This window comes from Agromyces sp. Marseille-P2726, assembly GCF_902809835.1.
Classification (GTDB): Bacteria; Actinomycetota; Actinomycetes; order Actinomycetales; family Microbacteriaceae; genus Agromyces.
The window spans coordinates 34,732-51,920 of the sequence record NZ_CADDWM010000015.1 but is presented as its reverse complement, the minus strand read 5'-3'; the positions used below and the strand labels follow the sequence as shown (position 1 = coordinate 51,920).

Here is a 17,189-nt window from a genome sequence, read left to right as displayed (position 1 = left end):
GCATCCTGCCGTCGCACCCGCCCTCGCCGGGCAGTGCGGCGTCGCTTCGCGCACACGCGCTCATCGCCTCCCGCCCTGTCCCGGTGTCGTCGACGACACACGGAGCAGTTCATGCGCACCTCTTCCTCTTCCCCTTCCTCTTCCCCACGATCACGAGCTTCACGCGTCGGCCGGCCCGTCACCGGCGGCCGGCACGAGTACGGACAGAACTTCCTCCGCGACCGTCGGGTCGCCGCATCGATCGCCGACGTGGTGAGCGGCTGGCCGCGGCATCCGCTCATCGAGTTCGGTCCCGGCGACGGCGCGATCACCGAGGTCATCGCCGCTCGGATGCCGCTGACGGCGGTCGAGATCGACCGCCGGTACGTCGAACGCCTCCGAGCGCGCCACGGCAGGCGCGTGCGCGTCGTGCACGGAGATCTGCTCGAGTTCCGGATGCCCCGACCGTCCAACCTCGTCTCGAACGTGCCGTTCCGCCTCACGACGCCGTTGCTCAGGCGATTGTTCGCCGATTCCTCATGGCAGCACGCCCTGCTCGTGCTGCAGTGGGAGGTGGCACGCAAGCGCGCGGGGGTGGGCGGGGCGACGCTCATGACCGCGGAGTGGTGGCCCTGGTACGACTCGTCGCTGCTGCGGCGCATTCCGGCTCGCGCGTTCGCACCCGTACCCTCGGTCGACGCGGGCCTCCTGCACCTGGAGCGCAGGACGTCGCCGCTGGTACCCGTGTCGGAGTCCCGCGCCTACCGGCACCTCGTGCGGCGAGTGTTCGCCGCACCCGGCCGAGGGGCGGTCGCAATGGCGGGATCCGTCGGGGGGCGGCGGATCGCGACGGCGTGGGCGCGCGATGCGGGGGTTGCGACGAACGCACTGGTCCGATCGATCACGGCCGCGCAGTGGGCGGCGCTGCACCGGATCTCGACGGCGCGACGCTGATGGCCGACCGCTCGGTGGCGTCGACGATGATCGCTCGGTGCGCTACCCGCGTGTGCGGCGCACGTCAATCCCTGTTCGGCTCACCCGAGACGGGCCTAGCGTGGCCATGCGGCCGTAGACGCCGGTCGCTCGAACGATCGGAGGAGACATGACCGACCCGCTGCGCCCCAGGGAGCCCGTCGAGGGCGAGTACACCGACTCCGAGCTGCCGCTCAGCGCGGAACTCCCCAAGGAGGAGTACGAGGAGGTCGAGGAGGCCCTCGGCGATGACGACGTCACCGACGCGGATGACGAGGTCGACGTCGAGGTGATCGAGGTCGTGGAGACCGACACCACCTACCCGACCGACCGCGACACGCTCTGACGTGCGCGTCAGCCCTCCGCCGCCTCGGTGCCGGAGGGCTGACGTTCACGCTCGACGGCCTCCCGCGCGGCCGCGAGTTCGGCCGCGGCATCCGTCGCTCGTCGCTCCGCGCGCTGGAGGCGCCGGTACGCGATCGTGGGAGCGCTGTGACGCGCGTGCACCCGATCGTGCTCCTCGTCGACGCCCGCGATGATGTACGCGGCGGCGATGAGGATGACCTGGGCCGAGAGGTTGAACCACAACAGCAGGGCGATGAGCGAGCCGAACGACGCGAGCAGCGGGTTGTTCGTGGCACCGCCGACGAACAGGCCGGACAGCACCTGCAGCACCGTGAGGCCGACCCCGCCGAGCAGCGAACCCGTCCACAGCGAGCGGGCGCTCGGGCGCAACCCCGACAGCGTACGGAACATGCCGGCGATCACGACGGTGTCGATCAGGAAGATCACGAGGATGGACACCGCCCGAGTCGACACGTCGTAGAGCGGTGCACGGGTCGAGACTCCGACCCACCCGAACAGCGACTCGAGCGCGATCGTGCTGAAGAAGTTCACCGCGGCCGCCGCCGCGAGCGCCGCACCGAATCCGATGGCGAGCGCAAGGTCGCGCAGCAGCACCCAGACGAAGAACGTCTGCTCGTCGGGCAGGTCGGCGAGCCGGCGGAATGCGACCCGAAGCGACCCGACCGCGCCGATCGCCGCCCCGACGAGTCCGATGAGCGCGAGCACGCCGGCGATGCTGAGGGTCAGCGGCTGGATCAGGTCGTCGGTACTGATCAGCCCGTCGTCGCCCAAGAGGCCGGGAATCGCGGCACCGATCGTCGCGACCAGCGCCTCCATGGCCTCGGGATTGCCCGACAGCCAGATGCCGCCGATCGCGAACCCGAGGAAGAGACCGGCGAACACCGAGAACAACGTGCGGTAGGTGATGCTGTCGGCGAGCTGAGGGCCGTGATGCTCGAGGTACGAGAGCACCGCGCGTGCCGGCTTCGTCGCGAGCACCCTCGCGGTCACCCGCTTGCCCCAGGCCATGATCCCGGCGAACGGGCCGCCCTGCTTCGTCGCTGCCTGCTCATCGCCCATGATCGCAGGCTATCCACGCCGGATGTCGCGTGCAGGCGCTTGACACCGTTCGCCGACGAGCCCGCCGGAACGCGAACGACCCCGGCGAGGATTCGCCGGGGTCGTTCGGAGGTGGGTCCTTGGGGCGGCTCAGTGCCGCCGACTCGGGGCCGCCCGCGGGATCAGTACCAGCCCTGCCGCTCCGACGTGTCCCAGGCGGCGCACGGGGTGCCGTAGCGTCCCGCGATGTAGCCGAGGCCCCACGAGATCTGGGTGGCCGGGTTGGTCTGCCAATCCGAGCCCGCCGACGCCATCTTGCTGCCGGGCAGGGCCTGCGGGATGCCGTACGCACCGCTCGACCGGTTCTCGGCGTACACGTTCCAGCCGGACTCCTTGTTCCAGAGGGCAACCAGGCAGCCGAACTGATCCTCACCCCAGCCGTACTGCGAGGCCATCATGTCGCGAGCGATCGCCTGCGCCTCCGACGGGTTGGCGGGTGCACCCGGACGTGAGCCCGACGAGGAGCTCGAACGATCAGTCTGCGCCTCGGCCGCGGCCTTCGCGGCAGCCTCCGCTGCGGCCTGCGCAGCAGCCGCAGCCGCAGCCGCCTGCTCCGCCGCGATGCGGTCGGCCTCGGCGACGGCCGCCTGGACGGTGACCGCGTGCGCCGTCGTCTCCTCGACGAGGGCGAACACGCGCTCGGGCGCGAGCAGCTTGTAGTCGGCGAGGGCGGCCGCGGATGCGGCGAGCTGGCCGGCATCGGCCTTGCCCTGCGCCGCGGCGATGGTCGTGGTCGACACCGCCAGCGTGTCCTCGGCCTTCTTGACGGCACGAGCCTCGAGCACGCCGCCATGGGCGTCGAGTTGCAGGATGTCGCGGTTCGCGGCTTCCGAGAGCACCTGCGTCTCGGCGATGCGGTCGTTCTGTGCGGCGACCGCACCCTGCACGACGAATCCGGTCCCGACCATGGCGCCGATGGCCGTGACCGCGCCTGCTGCGAGGACGGGTCCGCGGCGCCAGCCCTTGCGGACGTGCTTGGCGCGGCGGCGCCACGGCTGCGGCTGGGTCTCTTCGATGGCGGGGCTATTGAAGGAAGGCTGGTTCTGCATGACTTTCACGGGTTCGAATGACGAGGCACGCGGCTCGACGACTCTTTGCTCGACGTTCCGCGGACGCGGGGGCGCCCGGGCGAAGTGGCCAGTCTGCCGAGACCTTCTGGAGAGAACCTCCGGTGTTCCTGTGAATGTCATCAAAGCGATTGACGGCCAGCCGCATCGTCCGGGCCCCGGCCCTGCCGATCTTCCCTTGCGCCGGACCCCGTCTCAGGGGCCGTCGCGGTGCTCGCCACGCAGCTCCATCGTGATCTGCTCGGCGTCGAGGGCCTCCAGCGCACCGGTCAACACCGAGGAGCTGAACGCACCCTCATCACGGGCCTGAAGCAGTGCCTCACGCTGCGCTTGGATGATCTCGAGCCGGAGCCCGTGGGAGAGGCGGCGCTCGGTCGTCGTGTCGGTCCGCTCGCGGGCCTCGGCGGCCTTCGCGGCACGCTGCGCTCGGACGTCGTCTGCGACCTCCGCGAGCAGTCCGGCGAGGGCGCTGCGCTCTCGGCTCATGGCCTGCCTGTCGACGCCGGCGGGCTTCACGATCCTCACCAGCAGCGGGAGCGTTCCGCCCTGGATGATGAGGGACCCGGCCGCGACGAGAAAGGCGATGAAGATGATGAGCGAGCGGTCGGGGGCGGTCTGCGGCAGCGTCTGCGCTGCGGCCAGCGTGACGGCGCCGCGCATTCCCGCCCACACGATCACCGACCCCTCCCGCCAGCCGAGCGGCACGGCCGTGAAGTAGTCGATGTCGGCGGCCATCCGCCGCAGGCGCGACTCGGTTCTCATGCGCGCCTCCGCGGACTGGTCCCGGCGACCTCGCCGACTCGCCCGTGCCCGCCGGGTGCCGGCGGCGTCGAACCGTTCCTGGAGCGACGACAGCCTCGATCGGATGTCGGCCGCGCGCCTGGCGCTGTTGCGCTCGAGCAGGAGGGCGGGGATCAGGTACAGCGCCCGCACGACGATCACCGCCGCGAGCGAGACGAGGGCGATGGCCACCCCCAGTTCGATGGTGCGCGCGCCGCTCTGCAGGTCGGCGACGATCGCCGACAGCTCCAGTCCCATCACGAGGAAGACGCCGCCCTCGAGGATCAGCTCGATGGTCCGCCAGTTCTGCGCATCCGAGAAGCGGTGCTGCGGGGAAAGGCTCCGAGCGGCGCCGCGCCCGGTCACGAGGCCCGCCACGACGGCGGCGACGAGGCCGGAGGCCCCGAGCGCCTCGCTGGGAACGGCGGCCACGAACGGCACGGCGAACGAGATCACGGTGTTGACCGCGGCATCCGTGACCCTCGCCCGCACCCAGAGGTTCACCTTGCCGACGACGTACCCGATGACCACGGCGACCGCGACCGCGAAGACGAAGTCGCCGACCACCTCCCAGAAGGTGACGGATGCCCCGGCCGCGACGATCGCGGAACGCAGCAACACGAGCGCTGTCGCGTCGTTGAGGAGGCTCTCGCCCTCGAGCACCGTGACGATGCGCGGGGTCACGCCGACGCGCTTCACGATGGACGTGGCGACCGCGTCGGTCGGACTCACGATCGCACCGAGCGCGATGCCCGCGGCGAGGCTCACGCCCGGAACGATCCACGAGAACAGCAGGCCGAGCGCAACCGAGCTGACCACCACCAGCCCGACCGAGAGGCCGCTGATGACGCGGAACTCGCGGCGGAACTCCATCGTCGGCATCGACACCGATGCCGAGTAGAGCAGCGGCGGGAGCACGCCGGCCAGGATCCACTCGGGATCGACCTCGACGTCGGGCACGAACGGCAGGAAGCTCACGATGATGCCGACGATGACGAGCAGGAGCGGTGATGCGACCCCGAGCCGCGGACCGATCGCGGTGGCGGCGGCGATGCCGAGCAGGCCGAGCACGACCACCACCAGGAGCTCCACGACCGGCACCTCCCCCAGAGACGCGACTGGGCCAAGTCTCCCGCATCACCGGTACCCGACGCGAGACGCCGGGAAGAGGAGCCGCTCACAGCCAAGTCACAGCGGGGAGGGCTGAGATGCGGAACAGTGCGGCGGCCCATCTCGTTCTTCTGTATGGCGCCATGAACGCGACTCGCGAACTGGCGCCGAGGAGCCGCAGCCAGCGGCGCCCCATGAAGGAGGAACCAAGTGTCACAGGACTACCGCAGGACTCCGGAGGCCATCGCTCGCCTCACTCCCCTCCAGCGCAGGGTCACCCAGGAGGACGCCACCGAGCCGGCGTTCATGAACCAGTACTGGGACAACCACGAGCCGGGCATCTACGTCGACGTCGTGTCGGGACAACCGCTGTTCGCGTCGACCGACAAGTTCGAGAGCCGTTCGGGCTGGCCCAGCTTCACGAAGCCCATCGAGGCCGACGCCGTCACTGAGAAGGTCGATCGCTCGCTGTTCATGAAGCGCGTCGAGGTGCGCTCGTCGGGCGCCGACAGCCACCTCGGGCATGTCTTCGACGACGGCCCCGTCGAGGCCGGCGGCCTTCGCTACTGCATGAACTCGGCCGCACTGAGGTTCGTCCCGCTCGCCGAGCTCGAGGAGCAGGGGTACGGGCAGTACCGCTCACTGTTCACGACCACGGATGCCGCGTCCGCGACATCCGAGAAGGAGGATGCGTCATGACGACCCCCGGTGCCATCACCACGATCCCCGGGACCGAGACCGCCGTGCTCGCCGGCGGATGTTTCTGGGGCATGGAGGACCTCATCCGCAAGCGTCCGGGCGTGATCGACACGCGCGTCGGGTACACCGGCGGCGACGTTCCGAACGCGACGTACCGCAACCACGGCACGCACGCCGAGGCGATCGAGATCGTGTTCGATCCGTCGACGGTGTCGTACCGCGACCTGCTGGAGTTCTTCTTCCAGATCCACGACCCGTCGACGAGGAACCGCCAGGGCAACGACATCGGTCTGAGCTACCGTTCGGCGATCTTCCCGACCACGCCCGAGCAGGAGGTCACGGCGTACGAGACGATCGCCGACGTGGATGCCTCGGGCCTCTGGCCCGGACCCGCGACGACCGAGGTCTCCCCCGCCGGGCCCTTCTGGGAGGCGGAGCCGGAGCACCAGGACTACCTGGAGCGGTATCCGAACGGCTACACGTGCCACTACGTGCGGCCGGGTTGGAAGCTGCCCAAGCGCGACACCGAGACGGTCTCCTAGCGGATGCGGCAGCGGCGGGCCCCGGCCCGCCGCTGTTCTCGCTCACCGGTTCACGAGTCCCCGTACCGTCCACGCCCGCGCGACGAGGTCGATCGAGCCGTCGCGGCCCGTCGGCAGTGTGGTGCGCAGCCGCTCCCGCAGCCGATCGCGGGCCGGCTCGTCGAGTGACATGGCGTAGGCGGGAGCGACGCCCTGACCACCGAGGAACGGGCGCCAGTAGTCGTCGAAGTCGGCGAACCGAGTGGCCACCTCCACCGACCCTTCTTCGACGTCGACCAGGCCGGCGCTTGCGAACCGCCAGGCCAGGGCCTCGGGGGTGAAGTCGTGGAAGCGCCGCCCTTCGTCGAGCGCCCGAGCGGCCGGGTCGAGGTCGGTCGCGACCCGCCAGAACCAGGTCATCAGCTCCATGCGTTCGGCGTAGTCCCAGACGTACGCGGCGACGACGCCACCGTCGACGGCCACGCGTGACATCTCGGCCAGGACGGCGTCGAGATCTGGCACGAAGTTCAGCACGAGCCCCGACACCACGACGTCCATCGATGCATCGTCGAAGGGCAGCGCCGAGGCATCCGCTCGATGGAAGGTCACTCGACTCCCGAGGGCCGTGACGGCTGCCTCGAGGAACCCCTCGGATGGTTCGACCCCGTCGACCGAGGCCGGTGCGCAGGTATCGAGGATGGCCGCACAGAGGGCGCCGGTACCGCACCCGACGTCGAGCCAGCGCAGATCGCCGGGCACCCGCAGCCACTCGAGGAACCGTGGTGCGACTCGGCGGCTCCACCGACCGACGTATCGTTCGTACGCCGGTCCCTGCTCCCACGTGTCGGGCACGAGATCGTGAGCCATCCTCAACCGTACCGCGTGGCGCGGTTCCTTGTCGGCAAGGGAGCCCATCACTAGGCTTCGAGCGTGGTCGAGGAAGCTCCGGCGCCGGTCGCGCCGGAGGTCGAGCTCCATCAAGTGCTGCTCGACGCGAAGTTCTCGGTGCCGGATGCGCCGTCCCGAGGCTCGGTGAGCCGTGCCCCGCTGATCCGTGCTGCGCGGGCGAGCGGATGCCGCGTGGTGAGCGTCGCAGCGCCTGCCGGGTACGGCAAGACGACCCTGCTCGCGGAGTGGGCGCGCGCCGAGGAGCGCCGTGTGGCGTGGGTGTCGCTCGACCGGTTCGACGACGATCCGGCCGTGCTCCTCGCCTTGCTCGCCTCGGCATTCGCCGACACCGCTCCCGGCATGGAACGCCTGGCCGATGACGTGCGCGGTCGCGGCGTCTCCGCCCTCGGGCGTGCCGCGCCGCTGCTCGCATCCGCGCTGCGGGCCACGCCGGATCCGTTCGTGCTCATGCTCGACGACCTCCACGAGGTGCGTTCGCCCGCGTGCCACGACGTGCTCGGTGTGGTCCTCGCGGGGATTCCGCACGGGTCGCAGGTCGCGTCGGCGAGCCGTGGCGAGCAGCCGCACGTGCCCCGGTTCCGGGCCGAGAGCGACGTGTACGAGATCACCGCCGCAGAACTCGCCCTCGACGCCGACGGCGCTGCGATGATCTTCGCCGCAGCCGAGGTGCCCCTCAGCGATCGCGACGCGGTCGCGGTGGTCGAGCGCACTGAGGGCTGGCCGGTTGGTCTCCGGCTCGCCGCCGCGATCACTCGCGACAGCCAAGGGGATGCGTTGGCGGTCTCGGGTGACGACCGGTTCGTGGCCGATTACCTCTATCGCGAGTCGCTGACGAGGCTCTCGGAGCATGAGCAGCGATTCCTGCGTCGCACCGCGGTGCTCGAACGATTCTCCGCGCCGCTCAGCGACGCGGTGCTCGACGACGGCGACGCTCGCGCCGTGTTGCGCAGCCTCGAGCAATCCGACGTGTTCCTGTTCCCCCTCGATCGACGACGCGAGTGGTTCCGCTACCACGCGCTCTTCCGCGAGTTCCTCCTCGGCGAACTCCACCGTGTCGAGCCCGACGCGGTCGCCGCCCTCCACGTCCGCGCCGCCGACTGGTTCGAGCGGAACGGATCGCCGGCGATGGCCCTCGAGCACCTCATCGACATCCCGGCCGAGCGGGCAAGGGCGACCCACCTGGTGGCGAGCCTCGCGCTCGCGACCTACCAGTCCGGGCAGCTCACGACGGTGCGACGCTGGTTCGCCGGGCTCGGCGTCCCCGCGATCGAGGCGTATCCTCCGCTCGCGGTGCTGGCGGGATGGATCTGCGCGCTGTCGGGCCAGGTCACCGAGGCGGAACGGTGGCTCGCCCTGGTCGACGCCGCGTCGTACGATGAGGCGCCCGATGATGGCACGGCATCGTTCGAGTCGTCGCGCGCGATGCTCCGGGCGATGATGTGCGCGGCCGGCCCCCGGCCCGGGATGGCGGATGCCGCGTTCGCGGTGGCATCAGAACCGACGTGGAGTCCGTGGCGCGACCAGGCGATGGCACTCCTCGGTGAGATGCACCTGCTGGCCGGCGAGTGGTCCGCGGCGGAAGTCGCGTTCAGCGAGTGCACGTCGATGGCAGCCGCACGGGACAACTTCGACGTCCTGGTGGTGAGCGAGTCGGAACTGGCGGTGCTGGCCATGGATCAGGGACGTTGGGACGAGGCCGCCGACCATCTGACGACGGCGCTCGCCGCCATCGACCGATTCCGCATGCACGACTACTCCACCGCGGTGCTGGCGTTCACCCAGGCGGCCCGGCTCGCCCTGCACCGCGGCGAACTGAGCGAGGCGCGCCGTCGAGTCACCCAGGCGATGCGGGCCCGACCGGCATGCACCTACGCCATCCCCTTCCTCGCCGTACGGGTGCGCCTGCAGCTCGCCAGGTTGTCTTGGGCACTGAACGACCAGGCCGGCGCCCGCCACCTCCTGCGCGAGATCGACGACATCTTCGCGCATCGACCCGAGCTCGGCTCCCTCGTGGACGAGGTCTCCGACTTCCGTGAGCTGGTGGCATCGATCGATCACGAGGCACCCGCGGGGCACGCGCCGCTCACTCCAGCCGAGTTGCGGCTGCTCCCCTACCTGCAGACCCACCTGTCGATCCGCGAGATCGGCGAGCGGCTGTTCGTCTCGCGCAACACCGTGAGCTCGGAGGTCGGTTCGATCTACCGAAAGCTCGGGGTGTCATCACGCAGCGAGGCCGTCGAGCGCGCGATGGAGGTCGGCCTCCTCGGATCCTGATGCGCCTGGCGTCTAATCGGGATGCGCGCCCGTTCCGCCGCGCACCTCGTCCACGTCGAGGCCGAGGGCCATCGCGACCTTCGGCGCCGCCGCGACGACGAGGGGAACGCCGACCACGGCGATGATCCCGATCAGCACGTCGACGATCTCGTCGGGCGTCGCGCCGGCGCTCACCGCGGCATCCGCCTGCGAACCGAACGACGGCTCCGGGCCGCCGACCGCGACGAGGGCCGCGACCCGGGCCAGTGCCAGCGTCTTCGGATCGAGGTTGTCGAACCGCGCGCCGAGGTCGCCGAGGTCGTCATCCACGAGACGCTCGTCGTTGATGGCCAGTCGACGCAGGCGTTCCGTGTAGTCCACGACAGCCCTCCTTCGACGTCGGGCAAGGCTACGCGCAAGCACACCCCGTGCTGCGCTCGCCCGCATCATGCAGATGGGGTGATTCGGCGCGATTCATCCGATCTGCGTGATGCGACGGCGGATGCCGCGGGAGTACGTTCCCGGCAGAAGCCGGTCGTCGACCGTGCTCGAGGCGAAAGGCCGCGACATGAATCTCTGGGACTTCTTCGTCTGGCTCTTCTGGTTCTACGTGCTCGTGGCCTGCATCTGGATCTTCATCACCGTGATCATCGACATCTTCCGCGACCACACGCTGAACGGGTGGGGCAAGGCGCTCTGGATCATCTTCCTCGTCTTCCTGCCGTTCCTGGCCGCGTTCGTCTACCTGATCGCGCGCGGTTCGGGCATGGCCGAGCGTCGTGCCGCCGAGGTCAGCCGAGCACAGGCCGACAGCGCCGACTACATCCGCAGCGTCGCCGGCGGATCCTCGGCATCCGCGGAGATCGAGAAGGGCAAGCAGCTGCTCGACGCCGGCACCATCACCCAGGCCGAGTTCGACACGCTGAAGGCCAAGGCGCTGCAGAAGGCCTAGCGGTACGGGGCCGGTCGCGCGTCGGGGGACCGCGCGGTCGGCCCTTCCGCGCGACGAATGTCTACGGGGCCCGCCGTCGAGCCGCGGCGGCGCCGGGCGATCACGCGACGGGAGCGGTGGACGCGAGCCCCGCCAGCACCTCGTTCAGCGCCTCGGTGCTCGACGGGTGCGTCCAGATGCCGTCGCGCAGCATGCTCGCCGTGACGCCCGCCCGCATCGCCAGCGCGATGAGATTGATGACCTCCTGCGCGTCGACGCTGAACACCGTCGCGCCGAGCACGAGGTCGGTGTCGGGATCCACGACGACCTTGATCAGGCCGTGCGTCTCCGAGGATCTTCGGCCGCGGCATCGCCGCGATGTCGGCGACGTTCTTCACGGCCACCAGCACGTCGCGCCCGCTGGGTCGCGCCTGCGTCTCGTTGAGACCAACCCGTGCGAGCGGCGGCGTGAGGAAGACCGTGCTCGGCACGGCGACGCGATCAGCGGTCGAGCGCCAACCCGAGTCCAGGAATTGGTCGAGCACGATCCGGTAGTCGTCGAGGGACACAGGGGTGAACTGCGGGCCGCCGTTCACGTCGCCGACCGCGTACACGCCGGGCACCGACGTACGCAGCCGATCGTCGACGGTGATGTAGCCGCGATCGTCGACGACGACGCCGGCGGCATCGAGACCGAGATCGGCGGTCACCGGCCGGCGTCCGGTGGCGATGAGCACCGCGTCGGCGGTGACGTCGCGCGTCGATCCGGCCGCACGCACGCCGACGACGACGGACTCGTCGGTATCGGTGATGCGCTCGGCAGCGGAATCCATGATGAACTCGACGCCGGATGCCTGGAGCAGCGCCCGCACCGCGTCAGCGACGTCGCGGTCCTCGCGCGGCATGAGCTCGGCGTGATGATCCACGACGGTGACGCTCGAGCCGAACTTCGCGAACATGCCGGCGAACTCGAGCCCGACGTAACCGCCGCCGACGATGACGAGACGCCGTGGGAACGGGTCGACGTGCTGGATGGATGTGGAGTCGTAGACGCGTGCGCTCGTCGCGAGGCCGTCGATGTCGGGCGTGGCCGGCACCGTACCGGTGTTGATCACGATCGACTCGGCATGGATCCGCAGCCGATCGGGGCCCGCCGCCACCTCGACCTCGTGCGGGCCGACGAAGCGCGCGACTCCATCGACGAGGGTGACGGTGTCGATCTCGGCGAGCATCAAGTGGTTGCGTGCGCGCAGCTTGTCGATGAGCGCATCACGGCCGGCGACGGCCTGCGTGAACCACTGCTGGGCGTTGTCTTCGGGTCGTCGCTCCGCGGCGCTGTGCACGAGGTCTTTCGTCGGCACGCACGCGACATTGATGCACGTGCCGCCGTACATGTCGGCCGAACGCTCCACCATGGCGACCGTTCGCCCCTCCCGACCGAGTGCGCCGGCCAGCGTCTTGCCGGCCTTGCCCCAGCCGATGACCAGGACGTCGACCTCGAGTTGCTCCATCGAGTGCCTCCTCTGGGTGCCTCCTCGATTCAGGATGGCACGACCACCCGCTCCGCGGCCTGCTCGTGCTGCCGGGCGCCCTCCGCGAAGGGTGAACGACGACATGACCGACGGAGAACTGCACAGCGGATTCCGGTGGAGGCCGGCCGCGCGGCATCCGGCCCCTACAGTCCGAGGTCGTCGCGCTCGATGATGCGGTCGGGATCCCATGGCTCGGCCCAGCCGAGCTCGTCGAACATGCGCGAGAGCACGAGCGCTGTGACACCCCAGACCACCCGGCCGTCGACCAGGAACGCCGGCGAGCGGTACTTGCGCCCCTCGTACGTGCCCTCGGTGTTCCCCCGGTTGGCCGGATCGAGCAGGTCGGCGACGGGCACCCTGAACACGTCGACCGACTCGTCGTGGTCGACGGCGGCGACCTCGGTCGGCCTGGACCACCACGCGGGAACCGGCGTGACGAGATGCCGGCTCACGGGCACGGGCATGGGCGGCAGCGTTCCCAGCGGCTCGATCCCCTCGGGGTCGAGCCCCGTCTCCTCGGCAGCCTCCCGCAGCGCGGCGGCGACCGGTCCGGTGTCGGATGCCTCGAGCCGGCCGCCGGGGAACGCGATCTGCCCGGCGTGGCTGGCGAGCGTCGCTGCTCGGCGCAGCAGCAGCACGTCGAGATCACGTGCGACCGGACCGTCCGCGCGAGCCGGCACGGAGTCGAGCACGCCGAACAGCACCAGCACGGCCGCCGGGCGCAACGACGGAGCGGCGAGCACCGATCGCGGGACGTCGGACAACCACTCGAGCCCGCGCTCGCACAGCGAAACGAGCTCGGCGCGAGGGTCGGCGGAGGCGGCACGCATGACTCGACGCTACGCCAGGTCGCTCGTGATGATTCCCGCCGCGTGCGCCGGCCCGGCGTACGCGCGGGCGAGGTCGGCGACCGACGCGTGGGCATTCAGGCCGCTCGGGTTCGGCACCACCCAGAGCTGCGCGCCGCCGATCGACTCACTCTGCAACCCGGCACGTGCCTTCGGCCGATCGAACCCCTGTCGGTAGGCGGTGAGGCCCACGATGGCGACCACGGGAGCACCCCAGCGTTCGGCGTCGTCGGCGAGACGCGCAGCACCCGTCCGCAACTCGTCGCGGTCGAGTTCGTCGGCCCGTGCGGTCGCCCTGCGCACGAGGTTGGAGATGCCGATGCCCGAGTCGAGGAACATCCGGCGGTCGACGTCGGTGAGCCCGTCGGAGAAGTCGGGCAGGCGCGGGATGATTCCCGCCGCGGCGAGCGCCGGATAGAACCGGTTCCCCGGGTGGGCGAAGTGCGTGCCGGTCGCGGCCGTCCAGAGACCGGGATTGATGCCCACGAACACCAGCTTCGGGTGCTCGGGCATGAGGTCGTCGACGCCGGCGCCCCGGTACGACTCCAGCTCGGCGCGCGTGAACCCCATTCGGGCATTCTCCCCCAGCGTTGCGCGCCGCGCAGGTCGCCGGCGATCGCTAGGCGGCCGGATGCCGCAGGGCTAGGGTTGCACCGAGGCCGCACGGTCCCGCGACACCGTCGACGAAGGAGGCCCGACATGGAGAAGAAGCCGAAGAGCTGGAACGATCTCACCACGCAGCAGAAGACCGGATCGATCGTCGCGGCATCCATTCAGTTGACGCTCGCCGCCATCGCGTGGACCAACCTCGCACGTCGCCCGGCCGAGCAGGTCCGGGGGCCGAAGCCGCTGTGGGCCGTGATCATCGCGGTGAACTTCATCGGCCCCATCTCGTACTTCCTCTTCGGCCGCAGGCGCTGATCACCCGCTCGCCGCTCACCGTCGCCCTGACGCCACCTCACCGGGTCGGACGGCGGAAGTCGGGGTAACCGGCGTACGGCGCCGGACCATGGCTTCGGACGAACCGCAGGTGCACCTCCTGGCAGGCGGTACGCAGTGCCGTGAAGTACCCGATGAGTGCCCCCGCTCCGTCGTCGGCCCGGTAGCCGACCTCGTCGCCTCGTCGGACGATCTCGACGACCCCGTAGCAGCGGCCGAACTGGTCGCGGAGCTCCCACCGGCCGGCGGTCGGCTCGTGCGCGGCGAGAATCGGATGCCACTTCACCACGTCTCGAACATACGTTCGAATCCCGCGACACGCCAACCCCGCGAGTCCGTCTCATCGAGCTTCGACGCCGGGATCCGCGCTGAAGGCCTCGAGGAATCGATCGCGGAACGCGCTCATGGGCCAGTTGGGCGCCTCGGCTGACGGAAGCATGCCCTCCTGCCACTTCCATCCCTCGATCCTCTCGAAGACGGCCGGATCCTTGGCGATGATGCTGATCGGGACGTCGCGGCTGGCGCCCTCGCCGCTGACGATGGTCGCGGGTTGGTGGTCGCCGAGCACCACGAGCACGAGATCCGGGTCCTCGACGTCGTGCAGGAATGCGAACATCGCCTCGAGCGAGTACCGGATGGATCGGGCGTATGCCTGCCGTATCCGATCCGGGTCCTGCCACACCTCGGTCGCCGACGGTCCTTGCGCGGTCTGCGCCGCGAACACGGAACCGTCGCCCACGTCCGACCAGGGCAGGAGCTCGGGGAGGGGCGCCCATGGGGTGTGCGAGGAGACCAGGTCGAGCTCGGCCATGATGGGCTGCTCGTGCCGGCCGAGCTCGTGGTCGGCGAAGTACTTCCAGGTGTACTGGTCGGGGATCCGCGCATACCCGAAGGACGGGCCCCGATAGCCCACGTTGCTCGCGTCGAGCAGCGCATCCCAGTGGTAGAAGGAGGCACCGAACGGCCAGGGTTCGGTGTTCGAGGGAATGACACCGACCGTGCGCCATCCGCCCGTTCCGAATGCCCTGCTGAGCGTGAACCGATCGCTGCGGATGACCTTGCTGTAGAGCGACTGCCGATCGATCCACAGTCCCGTCTGGAAGGTCGAGTGCGCGAGCCAGCTCAGGCCGCCGAAGGTCGGGGACGTGAGGAAGGCGCTCTGCGACGCGAAGCCGTCGGCGCGCAGTCGGGCCTCGCCCTCTCGCAGCGCCTGTCGCACCCCCGCGGAGATGCCGGATCCCTGCACCGCCACCTCGCCATAGCTCTCGATGAACGCGAAGACGACGTCCTTGCCCTTCAGCGAGCGCAGGAGCTGCGAAGGAGACGTGTCACGGAACGGGTCCGTCGCGATCTGCTCGGACAGTTGGGCCTGGGCCGCGAGCCCCTCGGCCGCGTGATCGACCGAGGTGCTGACGGCCCCGACGGAGGCCGACGCGGCGGTCGGTTGGCCGGCGGCGACGTGCGATCCCGTCAGCGCGGCCACGAGCCACGTTGCGGTGACCGACGTGATGACGAGTGATCCATTCCTGTGGGGCCCGACGGCGGCGGCCGTTCGGAGCGCGGCCCACGTGAGCGCCGCCATGGATGTGACAGCAGCGACCGCGAGGAGCACGACGAGCCCGTTGGCGACGGCACCGCCGATGGAGCTTCGAACGACCCCCAGTGCGTCGCCCAACTGCTGCCAGTCGAGCGGATCGAAGGGGATGTCGAGCACCGACCGGTAGCCCGCGTCGACCGCAGCGAGCACGATCGCGACGACGATGAGGAGCGCGAAGCCGAACGCGACGAAACCGCGCGCGAGACGCCAGGGAAGCAGGCAGAGCACGGCCAGCGCGATGATCGACTCGGCCGGGAGCCCGATCAACGCTGCCGGTGAGCCGAGGGCGAGCGCGCCTGGGATCAGCGGCGCCACGATCAGGAGCAGGATGGCGACCACGAGCGAAGCCCTGCCGCGCACCGGTCGGCTCCATCCGCGTGAACCGTTTCCCCCGCTGTCTCGTGTCATCCGTAGCGCCTCCGCGGGAGGCGCCGATCGGAAGCGGGGATGACCATGACTGGAAACACGGCTGCCACGACGACTCGGAACACCACGACCGTCCTGTGGATCACGCGGATCGTCAGCGCGATCGTGCTGCTCGCCGTCGGCGGGATTCACCTGTACCTCGTCTTCGTGGGCGTCGGCGGCCTGCTCGGCGTGCTCTTCGTCCTGAACGCCATCGCCGGCCTCGTGCTGGCGCTCGGGATGCTGTTCCTTCGCGGCCGGCTCCTGAGCATCACCGCCGTGCTGAGCCTGCTGTTCGTCATCGCGACCCTCTTGGCCCTCATTCTCGCGCTGACCGTCGGGTTCTTCGGCATCAGGGAGACCTGGGACTTCACCCTCGTCCCCGAGACGGTCGTCATCGAGTCCATCGGCGTCGTGGTGCTCCTCATCGCCACGGTGATCGTGGTCCGAACTCCGCAGACGGCATGATCGCGGATCGTCGAAGCGCCAGCCACGTCACGTCCCGGCCGAACGACTCGACGAGCAGGGCCAGTGCGACCGCCACGAGCAGGCCGGCGAGTCGGGGCACGAGGCCGGATGCCGCGACGGTCAACGCGATCCCCTGGGCCGCGGTGACGACCTTGCGCCAGTACCGGGGTGGAAGCGGGAGGCGCATCCAGGGAAGGAACCATCCGGCGGCGACGAAGACGTACCGCATCAGCCCGATGGCCAGGACCCACGGTCCGAGGCGTGGTGCCACGTACACGCTGAGCACCAGGAGGAGGAACGCATCGACCTCCATGTCGAACCGGGCGCCGAGTTCGGTGGTGGTTCCGGTGCGACGCGCGACCCACCCGTCCACGGCATCCAGGGTCAGGGCCGGGATCACCAGGCCGATCAGGAGCGGTACGGAGATCGGCTCGACGAAGGAGGCGACCACCAATCCGGTGATCATGGCAACCAGTGCCGACCTCGCCGACGTGACGGCGTTCGCCCAGCCGAAGCGCTCGAAGCGGCGCCGTCCCAGCGCTGCGAGCAGGAGTGCACTGCTCGCCGTCAGGTACGCCAGCGCGGCGAACCAACCGATCGCCGGCAGCTCGTCGACGGCCCAGATGGCCGTGACACCGGCCACACCGACCGCCGCCCACCCGATCGGCGCGAGCCGAACCTCGTCGCTCGCCATCACATGTCCTTGTTCCGGCGT

At 70.1% G+C, this 17,189-nt stretch carries 19 protein-coding genes and 1 pseudogene; 8 read left to right on the top strand and 12 right to left on the bottom strand.

From position 1 onward, the window contains the following. The first annotated feature begins 111 nt into the window (after nucleotides 1–111). Both erm and HUS56_RS12840 read left to right on the top strand, forming a co-directional pair. Nucleotides 112–933: a 23S ribosomal RNA methyltransferase Erm gene (gene erm, locus HUS56_RS12845; RefSeq protein WP_173923843.1), complete on the top strand. Its 822-nt coding sequence runs from the start codon at nucleotides 112–114 to the stop codon at nucleotides 931–933. Nucleotides 934–1,081: 148 nt separating this feature from the next. Beyond that, a complete protein-coding gene (locus HUS56_RS12840) occupies nucleotides 1,082–1,297 on the top strand; it encodes a hypothetical protein (protein ID WP_173923842.1) in 216 nt (71 codons plus the stop codon). 8 nt (nucleotides 1,298–1,305) lie between these two features. On the opposite strand, the gene HUS56_RS12835 is transcribed toward HUS56_RS12840, so the two are convergent. From HUS56_RS12835 to HUS56_RS12825, 3 genes are all read right to left on the bottom strand, one after another. Next, nucleotides 1,306–2,376, bottom strand: a complete 1,071-nt coding sequence (locus tag HUS56_RS12835) for a YihY/virulence factor BrkB family protein (RefSeq protein ID WP_254431446.1) — start codon at nucleotides 2,374–2,376, stop codon at nucleotides 1,306–1,308. Between the two features lie 161 nt (nucleotides 2,377–2,537). Then, nucleotides 2,538–3,464, bottom strand: coding sequence for a lytic transglycosylase domain-containing protein (locus HUS56_RS17360; protein ID WP_254431445.1), 927 nt, complete (start codon nucleotides 3,462–3,464; stop codon nucleotides 2,538–2,540). 213 nt (nucleotides 3,465–3,677) lie between these two features. Continuing rightward, nucleotides 3,678–5,354: a sodium:proton antiporter gene (locus tag HUS56_RS12825; RefSeq protein ID WP_173923841.1), complete on the bottom strand. Its 1,677-nt coding sequence runs from the start codon at nucleotides 5,352–5,354 to the stop codon at nucleotides 3,678–3,680. A gap of 228 nt (nucleotides 5,355–5,582) precedes the next feature. Between HUS56_RS12825 and msrB the strand changes: the two genes are divergently transcribed. Both msrB and msrA read left to right on the top strand, forming a co-directional pair. Beyond that, nucleotides 5,583–6,071, top strand: coding sequence for a peptide-methionine (R)-S-oxide reductase MsrB (gene msrB / locus HUS56_RS12820; RefSeq protein WP_173923840.1), 489 nt, complete (start codon nucleotides 5,583–5,585; stop codon nucleotides 6,069–6,071). Further along, complete coding sequence (gene msrA, locus HUS56_RS12815) at nucleotides 6,068–6,613, top strand: peptide-methionine (S)-S-oxide reductase MsrA (RefSeq protein ID WP_173923839.1); 546 nt, start codon at nucleotides 6,068–6,070, stop codon at nucleotides 6,611–6,613. Before msrB ends, msrA begins: the two co-directional genes overlap by 4 nt. 42 nt (nucleotides 6,614–6,655) lie before the next feature. Here the strand turns inward: msrA and HUS56_RS12810 are convergent, their stop codons facing one another. After that, complete coding sequence (locus tag HUS56_RS12810) at nucleotides 6,656–7,459, bottom strand: class I SAM-dependent methyltransferase (RefSeq protein ID WP_173923838.1); 804 nt, start codon at nucleotides 7,457–7,459, stop codon at nucleotides 6,656–6,658. A 63-nt stretch (nucleotides 7,460–7,522) separates the two neighbouring features. Here HUS56_RS12810 and HUS56_RS12805 point away from each other — a divergent pair, with 63 nt between their 5' ends. After that, a complete protein-coding gene (locus tag HUS56_RS12805; RefSeq protein ID WP_173923837.1) occupies nucleotides 7,523–9,775 on the top strand; it encodes a LuxR C-terminal-related transcriptional regulator in 2,253 nt (750 codons plus the stop codon). Between the two features lie 12 nt (nucleotides 9,776–9,787). Here the strand turns inward: HUS56_RS12805 and HUS56_RS12800 are convergent, their stop codons facing one another. Next, nucleotides 9,788–10,135 carry a carboxymuconolactone decarboxylase family protein gene (locus tag HUS56_RS12800; RefSeq protein ID WP_173923836.1) on the bottom strand — a complete coding sequence of 116 codons (348 nt, stop codon included), beginning with the start codon at nucleotides 10,133–10,135 and terminating at the stop codon, nucleotides 9,788–9,790. A gap of 187 nt (nucleotides 10,136–10,322) precedes the next feature. On the opposite strand from HUS56_RS12800, the gene HUS56_RS12795 reads away from it, so the two are divergent. Further along, nucleotides 10,323–10,706, top strand: a complete 384-nt coding sequence (locus HUS56_RS12795; RefSeq protein WP_173923835.1) for an SHOCT domain-containing protein — start codon at nucleotides 10,323–10,325, stop codon at nucleotides 10,704–10,706. A gap of 100 nt (nucleotides 10,707–10,806) precedes the next feature. Here HUS56_RS12795 and HUS56_RS17500 read toward each other — a convergent pair whose 3' ends face one another. The 4 genes and pseudogenes from HUS56_RS17500 to HUS56_RS12780 all read right to left on the bottom strand — a co-directional run bounded on the left by HUS56_RS17500 (nucleotide 10,807) and on the right by HUS56_RS12780 (nucleotide 13,635). Further along, nucleotides 10,807–11,007: a hypothetical protein gene (locus HUS56_RS17500; RefSeq protein ID WP_371808325.1), complete on the bottom strand. Its 201-nt coding sequence runs from the start codon at nucleotides 11,005–11,007 to the stop codon at nucleotides 10,807–10,809. Between the two features lie 301 nt (nucleotides 11,008–11,308). After that, a pseudogene (locus HUS56_RS17495) lies at nucleotides 11,309–12,196 on the bottom strand (FAD-dependent oxidoreductase); the annotation flags it as partial. A 164-nt stretch (nucleotides 12,197–12,360) separates the two neighbouring features. Next, the gene (locus tag HUS56_RS12785; RefSeq protein WP_173923834.1) at nucleotides 12,361–13,047 is read right to left on the bottom strand and encodes a CoA pyrophosphatase; all 687 of its coding nucleotides are present in this window, start codon (nucleotides 13,045–13,047) and stop codon (nucleotides 12,361–12,363) included. 9 nt (nucleotides 13,048–13,056) lie between these two features. Further along, on the bottom strand, nucleotides 13,057–13,635 hold the full coding sequence (locus HUS56_RS12780) for a mismatch-specific DNA-glycosylase (protein ID WP_173923833.1): 579 nt from the start codon (nucleotides 13,633–13,635) through the stop codon (nucleotides 13,057–13,059). Between the two features lie 129 nt (nucleotides 13,636–13,764). On the opposite strand from HUS56_RS12780, the gene HUS56_RS12775 reads away from it, so the two are divergent. After that, nucleotides 13,765–13,986, top strand: a complete 222-nt coding sequence (locus tag HUS56_RS12775; protein WP_173923832.1) for a PLD nuclease N-terminal domain-containing protein — start codon at nucleotides 13,765–13,767, stop codon at nucleotides 13,984–13,986. Between the two features lie 37 nt (nucleotides 13,987–14,023). Here HUS56_RS12775 and HUS56_RS12770 read toward each other — a convergent pair whose 3' ends face one another. Together HUS56_RS12770 and HUS56_RS12765 are read right to left on the bottom strand one after the other, a co-directional pair. Next, a complete protein-coding gene (locus tag HUS56_RS12770; RefSeq protein WP_173923831.1) occupies nucleotides 14,024–14,293 on the bottom strand; it encodes a hypothetical protein in 270 nt (89 codons plus the stop codon). Between the two features lie 51 nt (nucleotides 14,294–14,344). Continuing rightward, nucleotides 14,345–16,009 carry a sulfatase gene (locus HUS56_RS12765; protein WP_173923830.1) on the bottom strand — a complete coding sequence of 555 codons (1,665 nt, stop codon included), beginning with the start codon at nucleotides 16,007–16,009 and terminating at the stop codon, nucleotides 14,345–14,347. Nucleotides 16,010–16,048: 39 nt separating this feature from the next. On the opposite strand from HUS56_RS12765, the gene HUS56_RS12760 reads away from it, so the two are divergent. Then, nucleotides 16,049–16,474 carry a hypothetical protein gene (locus HUS56_RS12760; RefSeq protein WP_254431444.1) on the top strand — a complete coding sequence of 142 codons (426 nt, stop codon included), beginning with the start codon at nucleotides 16,049–16,051 and terminating at the stop codon, nucleotides 16,472–16,474. Here the strand turns inward: HUS56_RS12760 and HUS56_RS12755 are convergent. Continuing rightward, nucleotides 16,431–17,168 carry a CDP-alcohol phosphatidyltransferase family protein gene (locus tag HUS56_RS12755; RefSeq protein ID WP_173923829.1) on the bottom strand — a complete coding sequence of 246 codons (738 nt, stop codon included), beginning with the start codon at nucleotides 17,166–17,168 and terminating at the stop codon, nucleotides 16,431–16,433. The genes HUS56_RS12760 and HUS56_RS12755 overlap by 44 nt on opposite strands. Between the last annotated feature and the right edge of the window lie 21 nt (nucleotides 17,169–17,189).